Annotated in this window: 19 protein-coding genes and 1 pseudogene; 16 read left to right on the top strand and 4 right to left on the bottom strand. The window is 41.0% G+C overall.

Annotated features, from left to right (window positions below):
* Nucleotides 1–11 precede the first annotated feature (11 nt).
* Both ABIN91_RS01460 and ABIN91_RS01455 read left to right on the top strand, forming a co-directional pair.
* Nucleotides 12–710 (top strand): M23 family metallopeptidase, encoded by a 699-nt coding sequence (locus tag ABIN91_RS01460; protein ID WP_348047687.1) that lies wholly within the window; start codon nt 12–14, stop codon nt 708–710.
* On the top strand, nt 707–1,459 hold the full coding sequence (locus ABIN91_RS01455; RefSeq protein ID WP_348047685.1) for a DUF4846 domain-containing protein: 753 nt from the start codon (nt 707–709) through the stop codon (nt 1,457–1,459). The genes ABIN91_RS01460 and ABIN91_RS01455 overlap by 4 nt, the downstream gene beginning before the upstream one ends.
* 60 nt (nt 1,460–1,519) lie before the next feature.
* Here the strand turns inward: ABIN91_RS01455 and ABIN91_RS01450 are convergent, their stop codons facing one another.
* Together ABIN91_RS01450 and ABIN91_RS01445 are read right to left on the bottom strand one after the other, a co-directional pair.
* Nucleotides 1,520–2,500 carry an acyl-ACP desaturase gene (locus ABIN91_RS01450; protein ID WP_348047683.1) on the bottom strand — a complete coding sequence of 327 codons (981 nt, stop codon included), beginning with the start codon at nt 2,498–2,500 and terminating at the stop codon, nt 1,520–1,522.
* 49 nt (nt 2,501–2,549) lie between these two features.
* Complete coding sequence (locus ABIN91_RS01445) at nt 2,550–3,722, bottom strand: cellulase family glycosylhydrolase (protein WP_348047681.1); 1,173 nt, start codon at nt 3,720–3,722, stop codon at nt 2,550–2,552.
* Between the two features lie 65 nt (nt 3,723–3,787).
* Between ABIN91_RS01445 and ABIN91_RS01440 the strand changes: the two genes are divergently transcribed.
* The 12 genes from ABIN91_RS01440 to ABIN91_RS01385 all read left to right on the top strand — a co-directional run bounded on the left by ABIN91_RS01440 (nt 3,788) and on the right by ABIN91_RS01385 (nt 18,362).
* Nucleotides 3,788–5,134, top strand: a complete 1,347-nt coding sequence (locus tag ABIN91_RS01440; protein WP_348047679.1) for a HAMP domain-containing sensor histidine kinase — start codon at nt 3,788–3,790, stop codon at nt 5,132–5,134.
* A 21-nt stretch (nt 5,135–5,155) separates the two neighbouring features.
* Complete coding sequence (locus tag ABIN91_RS01435; protein WP_348047677.1) at nt 5,156–7,240, top strand: cellulose biosynthesis cyclic di-GMP-binding regulatory protein BcsB; 2,085 nt, start codon at nt 5,156–5,158, stop codon at nt 7,238–7,240.
* Nucleotides 7,241–7,328: 88 nt separating this feature from the next.
* The gene (locus ABIN91_RS01430) at nt 7,329–9,188 is read left to right on the top strand and encodes a glycosyltransferase family 2 protein (protein WP_348047675.1); all 1,860 of its coding nucleotides are present in this window, start codon (nt 7,329–7,331) and stop codon (nt 9,186–9,188) included.
* A 41-nt stretch (nt 9,189–9,229) separates the two neighbouring features.
* On the top strand, nt 9,230–10,837 hold the full coding sequence (locus ABIN91_RS01425) for a hypothetical protein (RefSeq protein WP_348047673.1): 1,608 nt from the start codon (nt 9,230–9,232) through the stop codon (nt 10,835–10,837).
* A 40-nt stretch (nt 10,838–10,877) separates the two neighbouring features.
* Nucleotides 10,878–11,330: a 3-oxoacyl-ACP synthase gene (locus ABIN91_RS01420; RefSeq protein ID WP_348047671.1), complete on the top strand. Its 453-nt coding sequence runs from the start codon at nt 10,878–10,880 to the stop codon at nt 11,328–11,330.
* A 429-nt stretch (nt 11,331–11,759) separates the two neighbouring features.
* Nucleotides 11,760–12,401, top strand: a complete 642-nt coding sequence (locus ABIN91_RS01415; RefSeq protein WP_348047669.1) for a GNAT family N-acetyltransferase — start codon at nt 11,760–11,762, stop codon at nt 12,399–12,401.
* A gap of 102 nt (nt 12,402–12,503) precedes the next feature.
* On the top strand, nt 12,504–13,700 hold the full coding sequence (gene argG, locus ABIN91_RS01410; protein ID WP_348047667.1) for an argininosuccinate synthase: 1,197 nt from the start codon (nt 12,504–12,506) through the stop codon (nt 13,698–13,700).
* 38 nt (nt 13,701–13,738) lie between these two features.
* Entirely contained in the window at nt 13,739–14,125 is a 387-nt protein-coding gene (locus ABIN91_RS01405) for a cupin domain-containing protein (RefSeq protein WP_348047665.1), read from the top strand.
* A 29-nt stretch (nt 14,126–14,154) separates the two neighbouring features.
* Nucleotides 14,155–15,207, top strand: a complete 1,053-nt coding sequence (argC, locus tag ABIN91_RS01400; protein WP_348047663.1) for an N-acetyl-gamma-glutamyl-phosphate reductase — start codon at nt 14,155–14,157, stop codon at nt 15,205–15,207.
* Nucleotides 15,208–15,330: 123 nt separating this feature from the next.
* Nucleotides 15,331–16,482, top strand: coding sequence for an aminotransferase class III-fold pyridoxal phosphate-dependent enzyme (locus ABIN91_RS01395; protein ID WP_348047661.1), 1,152 nt, complete (start codon nt 15,331–15,333; stop codon nt 16,480–16,482).
* A gap of 154 nt (nt 16,483–16,636) precedes the next feature.
* The gene (locus ABIN91_RS01390) at nt 16,637–17,584 is read left to right on the top strand and encodes an acetylornithine carbamoyltransferase (protein WP_348047659.1); all 948 of its coding nucleotides are present in this window, start codon (nt 16,637–16,639) and stop codon (nt 17,582–17,584) included.
* A 169-nt stretch (nt 17,585–17,753) separates the two neighbouring features.
* Nucleotides 17,754–18,362, top strand: a complete 609-nt coding sequence (locus ABIN91_RS01385; RefSeq protein WP_348047657.1) for an FMN-binding negative transcriptional regulator — start codon at nt 17,754–17,756, stop codon at nt 18,360–18,362.
* 9 nt (nt 18,363–18,371) lie between these two features.
* Here the strand turns inward: ABIN91_RS01385 and ABIN91_RS01380 are convergent, their stop codons facing one another.
* Nucleotides 18,372–18,875 (bottom strand): DUF6438 domain-containing protein, encoded by a 504-nt coding sequence (locus tag ABIN91_RS01380; RefSeq protein WP_348047656.1) that lies wholly within the window; start codon nt 18,873–18,875, stop codon nt 18,372–18,374.
* 117 nt (nt 18,876–18,992) lie between these two features.
* Here ABIN91_RS01380 and ABIN91_RS01375 point away from each other — a divergent pair, with 117 nt between their 5' ends.
* Nucleotides 18,993–19,403, top strand: a complete 411-nt coding sequence (locus tag ABIN91_RS01375) for an Rrf2 family transcriptional regulator (RefSeq protein WP_348047654.1) — start codon at nt 18,993–18,995, stop codon at nt 19,401–19,403.
* A gap of 71 nt (nt 19,404–19,474) precedes the next feature.
* Complete coding sequence (locus tag ABIN91_RS01370; protein ID WP_348047652.1) at nt 19,475–20,119, top strand: NAD(P)-dependent oxidoreductase; 645 nt, start codon at nt 19,475–19,477, stop codon at nt 20,117–20,119.
* Between the two features lie 83 nt (nt 20,120–20,202).
* On the opposite strand, the pseudogene ABIN91_RS01365 reads toward ABIN91_RS01370, so the two are convergent.
* Nucleotides 20,203–20,329 (bottom strand): annotated as a pseudogene (locus ABIN91_RS01365) (SDR family NAD-dependent epimerase/dehydratase); the annotation flags it as partial.

Raw genomic sequence — 20,329 nt, 5'->3', positions numbered from 1 at the left:
AGCTTATCTATATGATCACTTTTATTTTCCTTGCTAATGGGTTACAAGCGCAGGATAAGCTAAAAGAGATCTGCATCCGTTTTGATCAGTTTAATACCGCCGTTCGCGATCTGAAGATCAAAAAAACGGAAGCGAGGGTTCAATTTCAGAAACTCATTACCGAACTTAAAGCCAATAGCATCCAAATACAAGACAACCCCGATTGGATCTTCCCCATACAGGGCTACAATTACAAGGCCATAGGCGGCTACAAAGGCAACGGTTACAGCGATAAAGGCTACAGCTATTTTGATGGGAACAAACATGCCGCCCACCCCGCCCACGATATCTTTATCATCGACCGGAACCAGGATTGCCTTGATGATAAAACTCACCAGCACGTCAATATCCTGGCTGTTGCCGATGGCGTAGTGATAGCCTGCTGTAACGAATGGAACCAGGCAAGCGATCTGCGTGGCGGCCGCTACATCTGGCTCTATCATCCCAAACAAAACCTGTTAACTTATTACGCTCACAACCGTGAGTTATTTGTTTCGCCCGGCGATGTGGTTAAAAAAGGAGATAAAATTGCCGAAATGGGGCGCACCGGTTTTAACGCTTTTAAAAAACGTTCCCCAACCCATTTGCATTTTTCTACGTATCAATTAGTAAATAACCTGCCGGTTGCTTATAATTGTTATACCCAATTGGTTAAAACCCAAAGCAAATGAAAATACTGCTATTCCTGTTACTGGGGTTAATTAGTCCGAAGACAGAGAATGTTTTCAACAGATTTAAAGCGCCCGAAGGTTATCGGCGCGTAAAAACCGAATCAGGAACGTTTGCCGATTACCTGCAAAACCTCCCATTAAAACCTGCCGGAACTCATACCCTAACTTACCAGGGTAAAATTGCAGCAACTGATGCTTATACTGCCGCCGTTGTTGATATAAGCATTGGCAAACGGGATCTGCAGCAATGCGCCGATGCTGTTATGCGCCTGCGCGGAGAGTATTTATATCACACACAAAACTACAGCGCTATAAGCTTTAATTTTGTTAGTGGCTTTAAGTGCCAGTTTGAACTTTATGCCCGCGGTTACCGGTACCAAAATAACCGTTGGACACTTACCGGCAAACAAGATAACGGCTACCAGAGTTTTCTCAATTACATGGACCTGGTATTTACCTATGCCGGAACTTTATCCTTAGAAAAAGAACTCAAAAAGGTAAACTCAGCTACAGATCTAAAAATAGGCGATATATTTATTCATGGCGGTTCGCCGGGACATTGCTTCATCATAGTGGATATGGCCGAAAATGCCGATCATAAAAAAATATTTATGCTGGCCCAAAGTTACATGCCAGCCCAAAATATCCAGATACTGCAAGGTAGCGGTTCGCCATGGTTTAGTTTAGATAAACCAGCCGGCATCCCTTACGGCGAGCTGATCGATATGAAATATTTGCGCAGGTTTTAAATAGGATAGTTTCCTAACAGAAAAGCCTGATACTTTCGCATCAGGCTTTTTATAAATCATTTAAACCGCTATCCAGCTAAATTTATATTCAAGCCCAGGGTTCTTCATCCGCTCGGCAACGCGTAGCAGGCGTTCAGGTAGTTTCATAATGTAGTCACGGGCTTTTTCACCGCTTTCGTTAAGGTCGGTAATGCTATCAATTTGCCAGTCTACAATCAGTTCTTTTAAAATATCCACATAATCTACCGCGGTGTAAACACCAAGGCGTTGGGCGGCATCAGTAAAGTGGCCAAAGGTTTGGCCTATTTTGGTACCCAGTTCACGTAAAAAGTGAGCTGGCATTACAATCTTTTTACGCATCATATCCTCAAAAGCCAGCATAGCTTCGTTGGCGTCAACTTCAAATATTTTGGATATAAAGTGTTTGTATGCTTTAGCATGGCGGGCCTCATCGGCCGCAATAACGCCGCACATTTTTGACAACAAGGTATCACCATCCCTTTTAGCCAAACTGGCAACACGGCGGTGGCTCACATTGGTAGCCAATTCCTGGAAGGATGTGTAAATAAAGTTACGGTAAGGATCCGTACCGGTACCAATATCAAAACCATCGGCAATGAGGTATTGGGTTGATATTTCCATTTTGCGCATATCAACACGGCCGCTCAGGTAAAGATATTTGTTCAGCAGATCGCCATGGCGGTTTTCTTCTCCTGTCCAGTGGCGTGTCCATTTCATCCAACCACCTTCTTCGTCCATTGATACGGCATCAACCATCATCAACCACGATTCGTAGGTAGGCAAAGCCTCTTCGGTAATGGTATCGCCAATTAACACCGCTAACAGATCGTATGATAAGCCGCTTGCATTTTGGCGTAATTCTTTAATATCCGCAAAAAAAGAATCCTTTGTGGAGTCTGGCAAAAAATCAGAAGGTTGCCATATATCATCAATTGGTTTTAAAAAGTCAAACATCTTCTCGAGCATATATGGCTCAACATGACGCATTACTTCTCTACGCTGCTCTACAAAAAAATCCATCGTATTATATTAATAAGCAAAGTTAATCATAAAACACAACATGTGCTATTCATAATGGTTTTAAATTAGTGTATCCAATCGCATCCCGCATACAGTCAGACAGGTGATCAACACCCGGTTTGCCATCAAAAATAGAAAAACCACTATTATATTCCCATATCATTCCGGGGATATTTAAAATTTTAAGCGTGTTGCGCATCGCTTTTATGTAACGGCAGCGGCTATACTCGTCGGCTTTGTTATAGGCGCCATATTCGGTACAAATAACCGGTACACGGTATTTATCGCTCCAGGGTTTTACGTAGCCCTTTAGCTTATCCATTAAACTGCCTTCGTTACCGTCGTTTTTATACTTGTCATAATTAGTTTCGCCCCAGGTTCCTTTTGCTTTTGGGTTTAAAGGTGGAAATCTTTCCTCATTATAAGGAAAACTTACCCCGGTTGTTGATACCTGATCGCCCACCCAGGCCGCTCCCTGGTGCGTAAAAAAGAAAGGTTCGTAAAAGTGGAAAGAATATATAATGTTCTCATCGGCAAGCCGCACAAAACGGCTCAATTCGTAAATACTGTTATAGTTTGATGCCCCTACCAAAAGCGTTCTTTTCTTATCAATTTTGCGTATGCCTTGTACAATATTATAAGCCGCGTCTTTCCATATTTCATCATTTACGGTAGGCTCATTGTATATTTCAAAAAACAGCTGGGTTGGGCTTTCGCCGATATAAGCCTGGGCTACCTTTTGCCATAGTTCAATAATATGGGGCGTCTCTGTGAGGTAGTTATCGTTGGTCAGGTTGCCATAATGGTAATCCAGTATCAGGTTAAAGCCATACCTTTTACAGGTTGCCAATATGCCGCTAATGCGGGACAAAACACTATCCAGCGGTATATCGTTCTTCTCAAAATGGGTAAAAGCAACTGGCAGCCTGATGCTTTTAAACCCCAGCTTTTTAAGCAGAACAAAATCGTCATCTGTTATACTGCTATCATGTAAAATGTTCTTGTTCCAGGTTTGCTCCAACCACGATAGGTTCATGCCATAATTCAAACTTTCGGCCCGGTTAAACATCGTTTTAACGTTCGATATCGCAGCTTGTTTAGCCTTGTTTTTTACTGTTGGTTTGGTTTTTGCAACATGCGTCTGCGAAAACGCCGCAAGGCTAACAACTAGCAGCAGCAAAAGCGTTGTACAATTATATCTGTGAATTGTTCTATAGTTCATCGTTATTTTTGTATTTTTAAGCACAACAATACTATTATAGTTAATAACTAAAAATAATATCTCTAATGTTTGTCCAGATTGATAAAGACGAGTTATCCAAAGAAATCACTAAAAAGGCATGGTATTTAACCAATAATATAGTTTGGACAGTCATTTTTATTTTTCCCCTATTCAGTATCCTTGATTTTATTTATTTACCCGGCCTTTGGATCCAGTTTTTTATAGCCCGTATTATTGTTGTAATGGCAATATACATGCTATATAATCTTTTTCAGCGCAATAATTACAACTACCGCATATTACTGCACATCGCCTTTATAGCCATATCGGTAATTTGCTCCATACTATGTACGCTTGTAAATATAGCGCAGTTAAACATATATTTTTTAACCTACGCCGCAATTATCCTATTTTTTAACGTACAGGTATTTTGGGAGCCCTTAAACTCGGTAGTACAGGCTATCATATCGCTTATTTTGTTGGGAGCCTTTTTTGGCTCACTTAACGAATATAGCCTGGATATTTTTGTGACCAATGGTGGCCAGTTCTTTATCATCATCTCGGTTATATCATGTTTAATCCCTAATGCGCGCTATAAAGTATTGGAGCGCGATGCCCGCTCGCAAATCCTGATCGAAAAATCAAACGATCAGTTAAAGAACCAGTATCGCGATATCACACAAAAAAACAACATCATTGATGAGCAGTACGAGCGCCTGCGTAAAATGGACGAGCAGAAGAACAGCTTCATCAATATTGCCGGTCACGATTTGAAAAACCTCATTGGTTCTATCATCATGAGTAACAACATGATCAAGGAAGAAGATTACCGCTTAAGCTCAGATCAGCGTGAGTTTGTTGATTATATTGCCCAATCTGCCGATAAAATGAGCTACATGCTGAGCAAGCTGATGGATGTAAAAGAAATTGAATCGCCCGAGATCAAGTATAATCTGGAAATCTTTGATATCAATACCGAAGTAAACCACGTGGTTCGCGGCTTGATCGAAACTGCTCAGATGAAGAATATCCAGATCGTGGATAACATTCTGAAACTACCCTTAAATGTTCGTTTAGATAAAGTATTTACCGGGCAGGTATTCCAAAATCTGCTGTCAAACGCTATTAAGTTTTCGCAAACCAATAACAAGATCAAGGTGATTACCACCCTGCAACATCAAAAATTTGTATTCGAAATTATTGACCGTGGTATAGCCATTGGCCAGGAAGAACTGGATTCCATGTTCAACAAACTCCGCACCCTTAACGATGCCTCAAAAACATTTGAAAGCCGTTTAGGATTAGGCTTATCAATAGCTAAACTAATGACCCAGGATATGGGCGGCGAATTAAGTTACCGCAGCGACGAGAACGGAAATTATTTTAGAGTAGAATTTAACGTAATTAGCTAACAACCTACCATTACATACAACATGAACAAAGTTTTAAGTTTCTTTTTATTCCTGATGCTACTTGCCGGTGTTACATCCGCGCAAAGTATAGTTACATTTAAATCGTTAGGTTATGATGATGATGTGATTAGCGGCGTAAGCGGCTCATCGGCATATTTTATCAGGATAGATCCAAGCGTGCAGATAGAAGGCAGTAAGCTGGTGATGTTTATCGAGCCATCGCAGGTATTGTTAAGGGCACACTCGTACCTCAACATCATGATCAATGATAAGCCGGTATACAGCACCCACCTTGCCCCCGATTCAATTATCAGGTACACCATTAAACTGGATAGGGCCAGCTTAACCGAAGATAAAAAATACTTAAAAGTTCAGATCAGAACCTTGCTTAACGTTACCGATGATAAGTGTAAGGATGTTGACAATCCATCAATGTGGGTTAAAATAAAGGGAACTTCTTATTTATCCTTATTAAAAACCACCACTAATTTTTTCAACAACGTTAACATATCAAACTGTTTTGATACAAAAAGGGCTATTATTTACCCGGCAAACCCAAGCCTGATAGATTTAAAAGCTGTTGGATGGGTTTATGCCCGTTTAAAAAGAACGCAGATCAAACAGATCAAAGTTTACCCTTCTAACCATGTTCCGGATAGTTTAACCAACTATGTTGTTGTTGGTAATATGGGCAGCATACCCGAAGACAGGAAGCAACTGCTAAAGGTTAAGCCACAGGAAGGGCAAGGATTATTATACCTGCGTAAAGATGTGGTAATGCGCCCCGATACTGGTATGCGCGAGGTATTTAAAAAGAATAATGATATCACCTTCGAAAAAGTAGTATCCATACAACCAGTACCAATGGAGGTACTATTTGTTACCGGTTACAGCGACGAAGGCTACAACAACGCCATTACAACACTGGCCAACAGTAACGTAATTAACTCAAGCTTTGGCGACTTTTTGATCATCAACAAAGCCGAAAACACAGGCGTTAAAACCATCGACGAAAGTAAATCGCGCTTAACGCTGAAGGATATGGGTGGTTTAACCTCCTTTCTGCAAGGTATCGGTTCGTTAAAAAACACCTACAGCTTTAAGAATAGTGATTTTGCCTTTACCCCGAAAGAAATTGAAATTAAGATAGTTGGTAACTACGCCAATCTTAACGTTAACGACCGTGGTTTCTTCAACATCTACCTCAACGGGATCCTGATCAGCAGCGAAAAGCTCGATCCATCGGGCAAGCTTAACGCCAGCGCTATTATTAACCGCTACGAGCTGCAAAAATTCAACACGCTCGAAACCGAGTTCAGGCTCTATCCTGGTAACGGTAACTGCGAGAACAGCTTTACCAACTACTTTGCCGAGATCAACGTAGCCAAATCATACCTGCAAACAAAAATTCCGTTTATTGCCAATAACTTAAGCTTTTACCAATACCCGGAAGCTTTTAATACCGGTAAAACAACTATTGTACTAAGCCGTAAAACCGCCGCCGCTACAGCAGCTACTATTGGCGAGATCATTTACGAACTAAACAATAACCTGCATGCCGATAATTTCCCCGATTTTGTTTTCTCAGATCAGTTGGATAAATCCATCTTAAAAAAGAACAACATTATTGCCCTGTTGGAAAAGGATGATCCGATAATGAAAGAATTTCCGGATGCACCAATCCATTTCGAGCGTTCATTCAGGCTCTACAATAATGAAAATAACAAGGTTGTTTACGAGTTGAATGATACAGTATCCAACGGTTTGGCGCAGATATTTTACGGCCGTGGTAACAACGGCACGCTAATTATCACCGGTACGGGGCATAAGTTAGATCAGGCTTTCCTGTCGGCAGCCAAATCCATTACCGATCAGCTATCTACGCTCTCAAGTAATATTTGTATCTCTGATGAGTTTAACAAATACCTGTTCAACATCAGTAAAGACAGTGATAATCTGGAGTACACCGATGCCAAAGGTTCCTTCGCGCAATTTTGGGAGGCTTATAACTTGTATATACTCCTCGTGATACTCGTGCTCATTTTGATATCCTTCCTTTACGTACGATCGAGGGTGCAAAAATCGCAGGAGTCATTTAACGATTAAACTGGTAAGATAATAAGCAAAGCGATAGCATTAATAACTATCGCTTTGCTTTACCGATAAAACATCATATCATTCTATCCGATCAAACATGTCAAACTTCATTGATGAAAGTATTCCGGTTCACGATATCCTTATCCAGGACGGCTTCATCACGGAGCAGGATCTGGTAGCTATCCGCGATTTTTCCGACCGCTCCGGGATCTCGATCATCAAGATCATGCTAACCTTTGGTTACATATCCCGCAAAAATTACGAAGCTTCGTTAATGCACCATGGGTACACCTTTAACCGTGAGGTAAGGCATGAGCCTATTGATAGTGAAGTATTAAAACGGCTCGATCTTAAACACATCAGCAACGTTTTCGCGCTACCTATCCGGATAGAAGACAACAAGGTAGTGACCCTAATGGCCGACCCTACCGACCAGGATTTTATCAATTTCGTTTACGATACCTACGGGCTGGAACCCGAGATCATCCTGGCATCCGATCTGGATATTTGCTGGATGAGCCATAAGCTACTGGGCGAACCCTACGTAAAATCGGCCGTGTTTGAGTTGATGAAAAGTGACCCCGACGCTTCGGCGGTTATTACCTTTTCCAATAACCAGATGTATTTTATATTTGGTATAATTGGGCTTACCGTAGCTTTGTTGTTTGTAAGGTTTACCATTACAGCCATTACGCTTAACGTTATTGTTAGCACTTTCTTTTTGATCAGTATTGTGTTTAAGCTGTTTTTAGCCTTAACGGGATCACGTTTTGAATTGCACCAGGCCGTAACTAAAGAAGAGGTAAAAGAGGTTGATGATGATGATATGCCTATTTACACCATCCATTTACCAGTGTATAAAGAGGATAAGCTGATCAAAAAATTGATCTGGAACCTGCAAAGTTTAGATTACCCACGCGAAAAACTGGATATTAAACTACTGATAGAAGAGGATGACGATAAAACCCTCAACGCGGTACGCGATCTGAACTTCCCTGCCATATTTGACGTGGTGGTAGTACCCTTCCATATGCCTAAAACCAAACCGAAGGCATGTAATTATGGTTTGCACTTTTCGCGCGGTAAGTACCTCACTATTTACGATGCCGAGGATATCCCCGATACCGATCAGTTAAAAAAAGTAATTGTTTTATTTAATAAACTGCCCGCGCATTATATCTGTATTCAATGCGCGTTAAATTACTTTAACCGGAACGAGAACTTTTTGACCCGTATGTTTACCCTGGAGTATTCGTACTGGTTTGATTATATGCTGCCAGGTTTGGATACGCTGGATATCCCTATCCCACTGGGTGGAACAAGCAACCACTTTAAACTGGATAAACTTATTGAATTAGGTGGCTGGGACCCGTTTAACGTTACCGAGGATGCCGATTTAGGTGTACGCGCTTATGCTAAAGGCTACAAAGTATCCATCATCAACTCCACCACTTACGAAGAAGCCAATAACGAACCTTTTAACTGGATACGCCAACGCTCACGCTGGATAAAAGGCTACATGCAATCGTACCTGGTCCACATGCGTAACCCTTACAAGCTTTACAAAAAAATTGGATTGAAAGGCTTTTTAGGCTTCAACTTTTTTATTGGAGCAACCCCGGTTACCTTTTTACTTTACCCGGTATTACTATCGGTATTTGTTTTTTACGTAGTGTTCGATTTTGCTTTCATCAAAGCCCTTTTTCCCGACTGGGTGTTGTTCATATCCATTTTTAACCTCATAGTAGGTAACGTATTAATGGTTTACATCAACATGATGGCCGTATTTAAACGCCGTTATTATGAGCTGATATTATTCGCCCTGGCCAACCCTATTTATTGGTTGCTGCATTCTATATCGGCATATAAGGGGCTTTACCAGCTCATTGTAAAACCTTTTTATTGGGAAAAAACAAACCATGGTTTAAGCAAGGTTAATAACGCTACAACCAAATAAATCATCCAAACCATAAAACACTTAGGATCGCTATCTGATCAATGAAGAAACGCAGACTACTATATTTAATACTGATAACCATAGCGCTTGCCGTGTACTACCTTATTATAGGTATCAACATGGCGCACGCGGGCTATCACAATCACGAGTCGTTATTCTATGTAGAAAAGGCCAGCATTATTTTTGATGGTGCTGGAAATCGCTTAAAGGTTATTGGTTTAACATCGCCCATATTTCCATTTTATGGGATGTTGCCCTTTTACGGGCTTAAATCGCTGGGGGTTAGTAGCGCCCTTGCACCTATCATCGCATCATGTATCGGTACTGCCATATTGTTCCTGGTTATTGGTATTTGTGTAATTAAAACAACTAACGAGAATTTCTTTGTACTAATGCTCATCATTATGTTCGTATTCCATCCGGGGATACTTTTTACAGCATGTTCGGGCAAAGGGATATACCTCTCACTCATATTTTTCTTCCTCTTTTTCTATAACATTTTCAGGTTCTATTATTCCAATACTACTTTCCATATCTCCATTGCCAGTATCATACTGGTAATTTTGGTATTTTGCGATTACCGCTTTATCTGGATCACCTTATTCTTTATACCGCTCATAATTTCCATCGCTATACAGAGCCTTAACCTGAGCGAAAAGCAATCCGTTTTTCGTTTGTTCATGAGTTTTAACAACCCATCGTTAAGGCGTAAACTGATGAATAAAACATTTGCCATGTATGTGATCATTTTCATATTGCCCATCATATCTATCTTTTGTTATAAGATATTGAACCAAACTCACGCCAACGATTTTAACTATTTTAACGATAACCCTTACGCTACATGGGATGTTCTGGTTGATAAATTGGAAAGCTCTATAACACCTGTTATAGATAATTACACCATTCCCGAGGTTAGTTTTTTAACGTCGGTGCGGGTACTTGTCTTTTGTCCGCTTATTTTATTAGGGGCTTATTTTTTCAGATCGAACACACAACACTTAATCACTATTTTAATTCCTTTCGGGTTATTGGAGTTTTTCAAGATCAAATACGATAACAGCTTTCTCTCCATCGAATACTACCTTATCTTTTTGGCCATGTCGTTCCTGACGGTGGTTTTCAAGGGCCACATCATTTCGCGGCGGATCGGCTTTAAAGCTTTAATATCCATGTTGATGGTGATACAGATCTACACCGGTTATTACTTCCTGAAAAACTCCTTCATCGAAAGCGAAAAAAACTTTGTAACAACCATTACCCGCAGCAACATCAGCGAAGACTCATACGACGAGTATAAAGATGTAGCAAGCTACATCAATCACCTGCCCCATAATTCGCAGGTACTGGTTGACGATGCAAACGCGTACCCGGTAGTCTCTTTTGTTAAAGATATCCATGCGCTTACTTTACCTTATCAATCCTCATTTTTAAGCGCCATAGAAAACCCCAATAAATATGTTGATTACGTTTTGATAACCAGCTTTGATAACCCGGTTGGGGGCTTTACCCAGCTTAACTACAAGTACAAAGCTATTATGGAAAATAAAAACGACATTAGGCTGTACCCTGTTTACTCATCAGATAATTGGGTGATATTGAAGGTAACCACCGCGCGCAATGCATCAAGTGATTATATTGATTATTAAGCTTTAATTTTGAAGGTATTTATTCACCTTCGCTAAAACTATGAGCGTAATAAAAAACACCCTGTTGCAGCTATGCATTGCTTACGTGCAAAACAGGATCGATAATTCTCAACAGGCCATCCAATCGGCCCAGCAAGCATCAAACGACGATACCAAGAGCAGCGCCGGAGATAAATACGAAACCAGCCGCGAAATGATGCAGCAGGATACCAACCGCAACATTGCCCAACTAACCGAAGCCAGTAAATTAATGGTGGCCCTAAACCGCATTAACATTAACGGCAACTCAGCCATAGCCGAAAGCGGCAGCCTGGTAATTACCACAAACGGCAAATTCTTTTTAGCCATAAGCGCCGGAACATTAACGGTAGACGGGCAGGCATACTTCGCTGTATCTATAGCTTCGCCAATTGGGGCATTAATAAAAGGTAAAAAAGCAGGCGACGGGTTTAGCCTTAACGGGAAAAGCTACTTAATAGAGGCCGTTATTTGATTCTGCGTTCTACCCTATCTACAGTATCCGCTTTTTTATTTGGCGACGGATGTAATACCTGCATCCAATCGCAATATTATACTGTGGTAAACTGAATATCATTTTTAAAATTCGGTATTGCATAATCAAAAAATTATAGCCTATTTTGCACTAAAATTTAAAGCACACAAAAACGGTAAAAAATGAGTATGCAAACCTTAAATACGATATCGCCAAAAGCAGTTTATGCTTTGGTGACCCGTGCTTTGGTTTCGGATGTTTTTGTATTGTCGACCTCCCGACGAAGGCTTTATATTACCAGACTTTGATTGATAGTCAGTCAACCTCTCCCAATAGGAAAAGAAAGTTCAACCTTTTTCTGATTACTTGTTTTAATTATGGCCTGCAAAAGCCATTTAATTTTTCCAACTAATATTCCATTTTTAAATAATGACCATACAAGATTTTGATATTCAGGTTGCTACCGGACAGCATGTTGAATATGCGCAGCAGATATGTGATGAGATGGCCGAATCGGCAAAGGCACGCGGTACGGGTATAGCTAAACGCTCACCGGAGTATGTAGCCGATAAGATGCTGGAAGGTAAAGCTGTGATAGCTTTATACAAAGATGGCACCTGGGCCGGCTTTTGCTATATTGAAACCTGGAGCCATGGCGATTTTGTAGCTAACTCGGGCTTAATCGTAAATCCGGCATTCAGGAAAGTTGGTTTGGCTAAGGCCATTAAAGAAAGAGTTTTTGAATTATCGAGAGTAAAATATCCAAAAGCAAAAATATTTGGTTTAACAACGGGGCTGGCTGTAATGAAGATAAACAGCGATCTGGGTTATGAGCCCGTTACCTACTCGGAACTTTCGCAAGACGAAAACTTTTGGGCCGGTTGTAAAAGCTGTGTTAACTACGATATTTTGATGAGTAAGGACCGCAAAAACTGCATGTGTACCGCCATGTTGTTTGACCCTGCCGAAAAACAAAAGGAATACGAAGAGAAAGTAAAGAAGATAACGCACAAGGCCAATTTGCTTGAGCGGATAGAGAATGCATTAAAAAAAATAGGCCACGATCATTAAGGTGAGCAGTGAATAGAGAGCGGTGAGTGGTTTTATAGCTGCTTACCATAACATATAAATAGTAGTTGATTATTCACTACTGACTAATGACAATTTAACACGATGAAGAAAAAAGTAGTATTGGCGTACAGCGGGGGTTTAGATACCTCATTTTGCTGTATCTATTTAACCCGCGACCTTGATATGGAGGTGCATTCGGTAATTGTAAATACCGGTGGTTTTAGCGATGAAGAACTGAAGGCTGTTGAAAAACGCGCTTACGAAATGGGTGTAACATCGCACCATGTGGTTGACGAAACCATTAACTTTTATGATACCTGTATCCGCTACCTCATCTACGGTAACGTGTTAAAAAACAATACTTACCCGTTATCGGTAAGCGCCGAACGTGTTAGCCAGGCTACCGCTATTGCCAACTATGCCAAAGAAATTAACGCTGAGTACGTTGCCCACGGCAGCACCGGCGCCGGTAACGATCAGGTTAGGTTTGATATGATCTTCAACATTCTTGTTCCGGAGGTGCAGATCTTAACTCCGATCCGTGATTTGAAATTAAGCCGCGAAGAAGAGATTACCTACCTGAAGAAACATGGTGTGGAGATGAACTTTGAGAAAGCTAAATATTCTATCAATAAAGGTATCTGGGGAACATCGGTTGGTGGTAAAGAAACTTTAACATCAAACCAGGGCTTGCCAGAGGATGCGTGGCCTACGCAAGTATCGCAAACCGAGCCAAGGAAACTGGAATTGACTTTTGAAAAAGGCGAATTAAAAGCTATTGATGGTACGCAATACGAGCATCCTACCAAAGCTATCCAGGCTTTACAAGCTATTGCGCAGCCTTATGGCATTGGCCGTGATATACACGTAGGTGATACCATTATTGGTATAAAGGGCCGGGTTGGTTTTGAAGCTGCTGCGCCTATCATCATTATTAAAGCGCACCATACTTTAGAGAAACATACGTTAACTAAATGGCAGCTATCATGGAAAGATCAGTTATCAACTTTCTATGGTAACTGGTTGCACGAAGGTCAGTTTCACGACCCGATTATGCGCAACATCGAGGCGTTTTTAAATGATACGCAAACACAGGTTAGCGGCAAGGTCTTTGTTGAACTGAACGCATACAGGTTCCAGATCATCGGTATCGAATCTGATCATGATTTAATGTCGAATAAGTTTGGGACTTATGGCGAGATGAATAATTCGTGGAGTGGTGATGATGTGAAGGGCTTTTCTAAAATATTTGGCAACCAGGTGATGATCTATCATAAGGTTAATAAAACTAACGATTAGCCCCCTTAATCCCCCTAAAGGGGGAATAAAAATAAAATATGGATAACGAACAAAATAATGATTCTCCGGTGCCGAAATTTATAGGTGCTGTTTCAAAATCTAACTGTATAAACCAGTACACCTGGGGTGATGGTTGCTACGGCTGGACGTTTGTAGAAACGGAGGCGTTATCGATAAAACAAGAGCTGATGCCACCTGATACGCGCGAAAAGCTGCATTACCATGAGGTAGCCAACCAGTTCTTTTTTATTTTGACGGGAAGGGCTACGTTTAATATTGATGGCAAGGAGTTTACTTTAAAGCCGAATGAAGGGATTGAGATAAAAGCTGGTCAGAAGCATTTTATCAGCAATAAGATCAATACCGATCTGGAGTTTATTTTATACTCGACGCCTTCTACTATAAATGACAGGGTTAACTCCTAAATCCCCGAAAAGGGAATAATAATATAGATATGGAGCAAAACATCGAAAAAAATCTTACTATTTCCCCCCTTGTAAAGGTAGGCGTAGTTGGTGGGGCTGGTTACACAGGTGGCGAATTATTGCGTATACTGATTAATCACCCTAATGTTGATATTGCCTTTGTGCATAGCAACAGCAATGCCGGTAATTATATTTACGAGGTACATACCGATTTGTTTGGTGATACTGAACTGAAATTCAGTGGTGAATTATCGAACGAGATCGATGTGTTGTTTTTATGTGTTGGCCATGGCGATGCCAGGAAGTTTTTAGAAGCTAACCCCATAGCGGCTCATGTGAAGATCATTGATTTGAGTCAGGATTTTAGATTGGGTAAAAATTCAAAGTTCCAAAATCAACATATTACTGCTGATCCGGAGCCTACCTTTAGAACGTTTGTTTATGGTTTACCGGAGTTAAATCGCGAAAGCATCAAAACAGCTAAAAACATTGCTAACCCAGGCTGCTTTGCTACTTGTTTGCAATTGGGTTTATTGCCGCTTGCATCAAAAGGTTTATTGACCAACGAAGTGCATATTACGGCTACAACGGGTTCTACCGGTGCCGGGCAGAGCTTATCCCCTACTTCGCACTTTACGTGGAGGAATGATAACCTGTCGGTTTATAAGGTTTTTGATCATCAGCATTTGAATGAGATAGGCGAATCGTTAAAGCAATTACAACCGTCAACAGAAGTTGGTGCCTTGAACTTTGTGCCTTACCGTGGTGATTTTACAAGAGGTATTATCGCATCGATATATACCGAATGTGATTTGACCGAAGAAGAGGCGACAAAACTTTATACAGAATACTATGCCGGGCATCCGTTTACGCATGTGACAAATAGGAATATTGATCTGAAACAGATTGTGAATACTAACAAGTGCTTTGTGCAGGTTAAGAAGCATGGGAATAAGATTTTCATTATTTCTATAATGGATAACCTTTTAAAAGGTGCTTCCGGACAAGCTGTGCAGAACATGAATTTGTTATTTGGCCTTGCTGAAGATGCGGGCTTACGTTTAAAAGCAGTAGCTTTTTAATATATAAATATGTCATTGCGAGCGTTAGCGTGGCAATCGCGGACTTTGCAAGACGAACTTGCCTACGTGCGATTGCTTCGTTCCTCGCAATGACAAGTAGTAAAACATTATAATACTCGGAATATGAAACTATTCGACGTTTATCCAATTAACAACATCAACATTGTTAAGGGACAGGGCAGCCTGGTTTGGGATGCCAATGGTACTGAATATCTGGATCTGTATGGTGGGCATGCGGTGATCTCTATCGGTCATACGCACCCGCACTATGTGGAGCGATTGGAAAATCAGTTGCATCAGTTGGGTTTTTATTCAAACTCTATCGAGATCCCATTGCAGCAGGAACTGGCTACCAAGCTGGGCCATGTATCCGGTAAGGAAGATTACCAGTTATTTTTGATCAATTCGGGTGCAGAGGCTAACGAGAACGCTTTGAAACTGGCTTCGTTTTATAACGGACGCAAGAAGGTGATCGCTTTCCGTAAGGCGTTTCATGGCCGTACTTCGCTGGCTGTGGCTGTTACCGATAACCCGAAGATAGTTGCGCCGATAAACGAAACAGACAACGTTATATTTTTGCCGTGGTGCGATGAGGCTGCTTTGGAGCAGGCTTTCGCGGACAATAAAGATCAGATATCATCGGTAATTATTGAAGGTATTCAGGGTGTTGGTGGTATACAGGTTGCTACCGAAAGTTTTTTGAGAAAGATACGCACGCTGTGCGATGAGAATAACACCGTATTTATTGCGGATAGCGTACAATGCGGTTATGGCCGTACAGGTAAGTTTTACTCGCATGATTTTGCGGGCGTTGACGCCGATATCTACAGCATGGCTAAGGGTATGGGCAATGGTTTCCCGATAGGGGCCATTTCTATCGCGCCAAAAATTAAACCTGCTTACTTTATGCTTGGTACTACTTTTGGCGGTAACCATTTGGCTTGCGCGGCTGCTTTGGCCGTTTTGGAAGTGATTGAGCAGGATAAACTGATGCAGAACGCTGCCGAAGTTGGTGCATACCTGATCAGTGAGTTAAACAAGTTTCCGGAAGTTAAGGAAGTGCGTGGTCGTGGGTTGATGATCGGTATTGATCTTCCAGAGGAGTTATCTCATGTAAAAAAAGAATTGCTGTTTAAGCACAAGATATTTACCGGTGAGGCTAAACCGAACGTGATCCGTTTGTTGCCTGCTTTAAACTTATCTAAAGCGCACGCTGATAGATTTTTAGAAGCGTTTAATACGGTTTTGAAAGCGAGCACGGTGGTTAGCCACTAATACATATACTAACTGTCATTTCGACGGTAGGAGAAATCTTCTGAATGGTTCATGTCCGTCCGATGGGAATGATGCAGAAGATTTCTCCTCGTACCCTGCCTGCCGGCAGGCAGGCTCTTTCGAAATGACAAGATTAAATAATAATAATCTAACAATGAAATTATTCTCTTCTGTAAACGACGTTACTGATATTAACCAACTGGTTGCCGATGCTCTGGCTTTGAAACAAAACCCGTATGCTAATCAGAATTTGGGTAAGAACAAAACCCTGGGCCTGATATTTTTGAACCCAAGCTTGCGTACCCGCCTCAGCACTCAAAAAGCTGCCTTGAATTTGGGTATGAATGTAATGGTGATGAACATTGACAAAGAAGGCTGGGCGCTTGAAATGAATGATGGTGTGATAATGAATGGCACCACTGTTGAGCATATACGCGAAGCGGCGGGTGTAATGGGCGAGTACCTGGATATTTTAGGTGTACGCTCTTTCCCGGGGTTGAAAGATCGTGAACTTGATTACAGCGAAGAGATATTTAACAAGTTTGTTGAGTTTTGCGGCATACCGGTGGTAAGTCTGGAATCGGCTACGCGGCACCCGCTGCAAAGTTTGGCCGATTTGGTTACCATTACCGAATTGAAAACCCGCCCATGGCCTAAGGTTGTATTAACCTGGGCACCACATGTGAAGGCTTTGCCACAGGCTGTACCAAACTCTTTTGCCGAGTGGATGTGCAAGGCTGATGTTGATTTTGTGATAGCCCATCCGGAAGGATATAACTTGTGTGAGGATTTTACACAAGGCGCTACCATTACGCATAACCAAGCTGAGGCATTACAGGATGCGGATTTTATCTATGTAAAAAACTGGTCGGCATACGAGCCTTATGGCAAGGTGGTGAGCGGACATGAGGATTGGATGCTGACTCAAGCTAAGTTAGCGGAAACCAATGATGCCAAAGTAATGCATTGCTTACCTGTGAGACGGGACCTGGAGCTTTCGTCGGAAATATTGGACGGGCCGAATTCGATAGTATTACATGAAGCGGGAAACCGTGTGTGGGCCGCGCAGGCGGTGCTGAAGAGTATGCTGGAAGGGCTTTAGTTTGATGGAAGATGGATCAGGTAAGATGGAAGATGTGATCTTTCTTCTCGCCTTCTTTAAAACAATCGCATACGATATATGGTGAACTTGCATAGCCATCTTTCTCCGTAGCGATTGCTTCGTTCCTCACAGCAATGACATGTTTTTATAATTACCTAAACCGAATCTCATGTACATTCCTAAACATTTTGTGAATACCAATCAGGCTGAGATAATTGCTTTTATGCAGAAATACAGCTTTGGAACTATTATTACATCGTCAGATAATTTACCGATGGCTACACATATCCCTTTTGTGATAGAGGAGCGCGATGGTGAGGTTTATATTCTATCCCATTTCGCGAAAGCCAATCCACAGGCTAAGGAATTAGATAATAACATCCTGGTGATCTTTACCGAGCCACATGCTTACATCTCACCAAAACATTACGAAAAGGAACAAAGCGTGCCTACCTGGAATTATATTGCCGTGCATGCCTATGGTAGGGCTACTATTTTAAGTGAACAGACTGAACAATTAGCATTAATGGAAAAGAGCATCCTTTACTATGACGCGGCTTACCTTGAGCAGTGGAATGGTTTATCTGATGAGTTTAAATTTAGGATGCTGAACGGTATTGTGGCATTTGAGATCAAGGTAACATCGCTGGAAGCTAAAAATAAGTTGAGCCAGAACCGGAGTGAAACCGAGCGTCGTAATATTATTAAAGCTTTTGAAAGTAGTGGCGATGGGAATGAGGCGGTGATTGCGGAGTATATGAAGAAAGGGGTGATGTAGTACAGTTTTTTATTTTTTTTCAGATTCAATATTAAATTGTGTTCCACTTCGTTTCAAATTAGTACCACATATTTCATACAAAGTCGATATCAGTTTATTTGCCTTTTCTGGTGGAAACATAGATCTCAAATACTTACGCTTTCCGTTGTAATAAACGATAATTGTAATTAATGAACCATCACAACAGCTTGCATTATTAAACTTAATACTATCAAGCCCCATTTGTTCAATATTGTTTAAAAGTTTAGTAAACGTTGTATTATTTACCGTTCCAATAAAATATCCCATTTTAGAATGATCTTCATCATACAAATCGGTGTCTGTTTTAAAAACAGTTTCGGCATATAATTTAACTCTTTTATGATCATTAACCTCAAGATGATATACAGGGCAAGTACCAAAACAAATCGATGTATGAAATATTATTCTCTCAAACTTTATTTTTTGTTCCGACTTACATCCTGAAATTGAACACAACAATAAAAATATTGGCACGAACAACACTCTTTTCATATTTAATAAGATTCTTAAAAGTATCCAATTCCATAAAGTAAACAATTTTATTTTCACATTTCTTGTATTCCCAAAAAACATTATTACATTTGCACTGTAATAATAAATATTACAGTAATGAATAACAGTCGCTTTTCTATATCGGTACATATATTGACACTTTTGGCTTCGGCCAAAGGGGAGGTATTGACATCGGACTATTTGGCGGGCAGTATTAATATTAACCCGGTTTTAGTACGTAAAGAACTGATCAATCTGCGTAAGCATAACCTGATTAATAGCAGGGAAGGTAAAAACGGCGGGGCTTATTTAAGCAAAGCTGCAAAGGATATCCGATTGTCGGATGTGTATGAGGCGGTGAGGCAATCACCATTGCTTGGGCAGGCTAAAAATACGCCAAATCCTAAATGCCCTATCGGCCGCCAAATGGATAATCATTTGACTAACCTTTATGATGATGCTGAGCGTGCCATGGTTGAGCAATTGCGGGCCACTACCTTATCTCAATTTTTAAACCAGTTCGATTAATTTTTTTTACACATAACTGTAACAATATATATTACAATTCAATAAACATCACAAACTAAAATAACAAGAAAATGAAAGTAGCAATTATTGGCGCGAACGGAAATATAGGTTCGCGCATTGTAGAAGAGGCTTTAAACCGTGGCCATGTAGTGACCGGCATAGCCCGTAATCCTGAAAAGTTAGCCTTTACCCACCCTAACCTTACGTTTGTTAAAGGTGATGCCTTGAATACAGATGAATTGGCAGAGATCCTTAAAGGACAAGATGCTGTGATCAGCTCATTCGGTATTGACTGGAGCAACCCGGCAACCTTCCCTTTGTTTAGCCAGGTGGCGCAATCAATTATTGATGCTACTAAAAAGGCGGGCATCAAACGTTTAATCAACGTTGGCGGCGCTGGCAGCCTTGAAGTTGCACCTGGCGTACAGTTGGTTGATACACCAGAGTTTCCGGAACAATGGAAAGCCGCAGCTCTTAAACAACGCGACTCGCTAAACGTTTACCGTAACGAAACTGAGCTTGATTGGACATTCTTTAGCCCCGCAATAATTATTGAACCGGGCGCAAAAACTGGCAAGTTCCGCATCGGTAAGGATAATCCGGTATTTGATGCTGATGGTAATAGTCGGATCACTTATGATGATTACGCGGTGGCTTTAATTGATGAACTGGAAGAGCCGAAGTTTATTAAGCAACGGTTTACTATTGGATATTAATCAACCTTTAGGGGATACCTTTATAACTACAAAAGGCTGCTTCAAAATTTGAGGCAGCCTTTTGTATTGCTTAATGAGGTTACTTATTTATTAAAGTAAGTAAAGTCTTTATGTTGAATTTCCTTATCGGGAAGGGATTTGAAGTATTCGTAAGTGATCTTCAAACCTTCGGCGCGGCCAACTTTGGGCTCCCAGCCTAAGATGGCTCTG

The organism is Mucilaginibacter sp., assembly GCF_039921305.1.
Classification (GTDB): domain Bacteria; phylum Bacteroidota; class Bacteroidia; order Sphingobacteriales; family Sphingobacteriaceae; genus Mucilaginibacter.
Note: the sequence above shows the minus strand (reverse complement) of the source record. Positions and strands in the feature narration are given on the sequence as shown.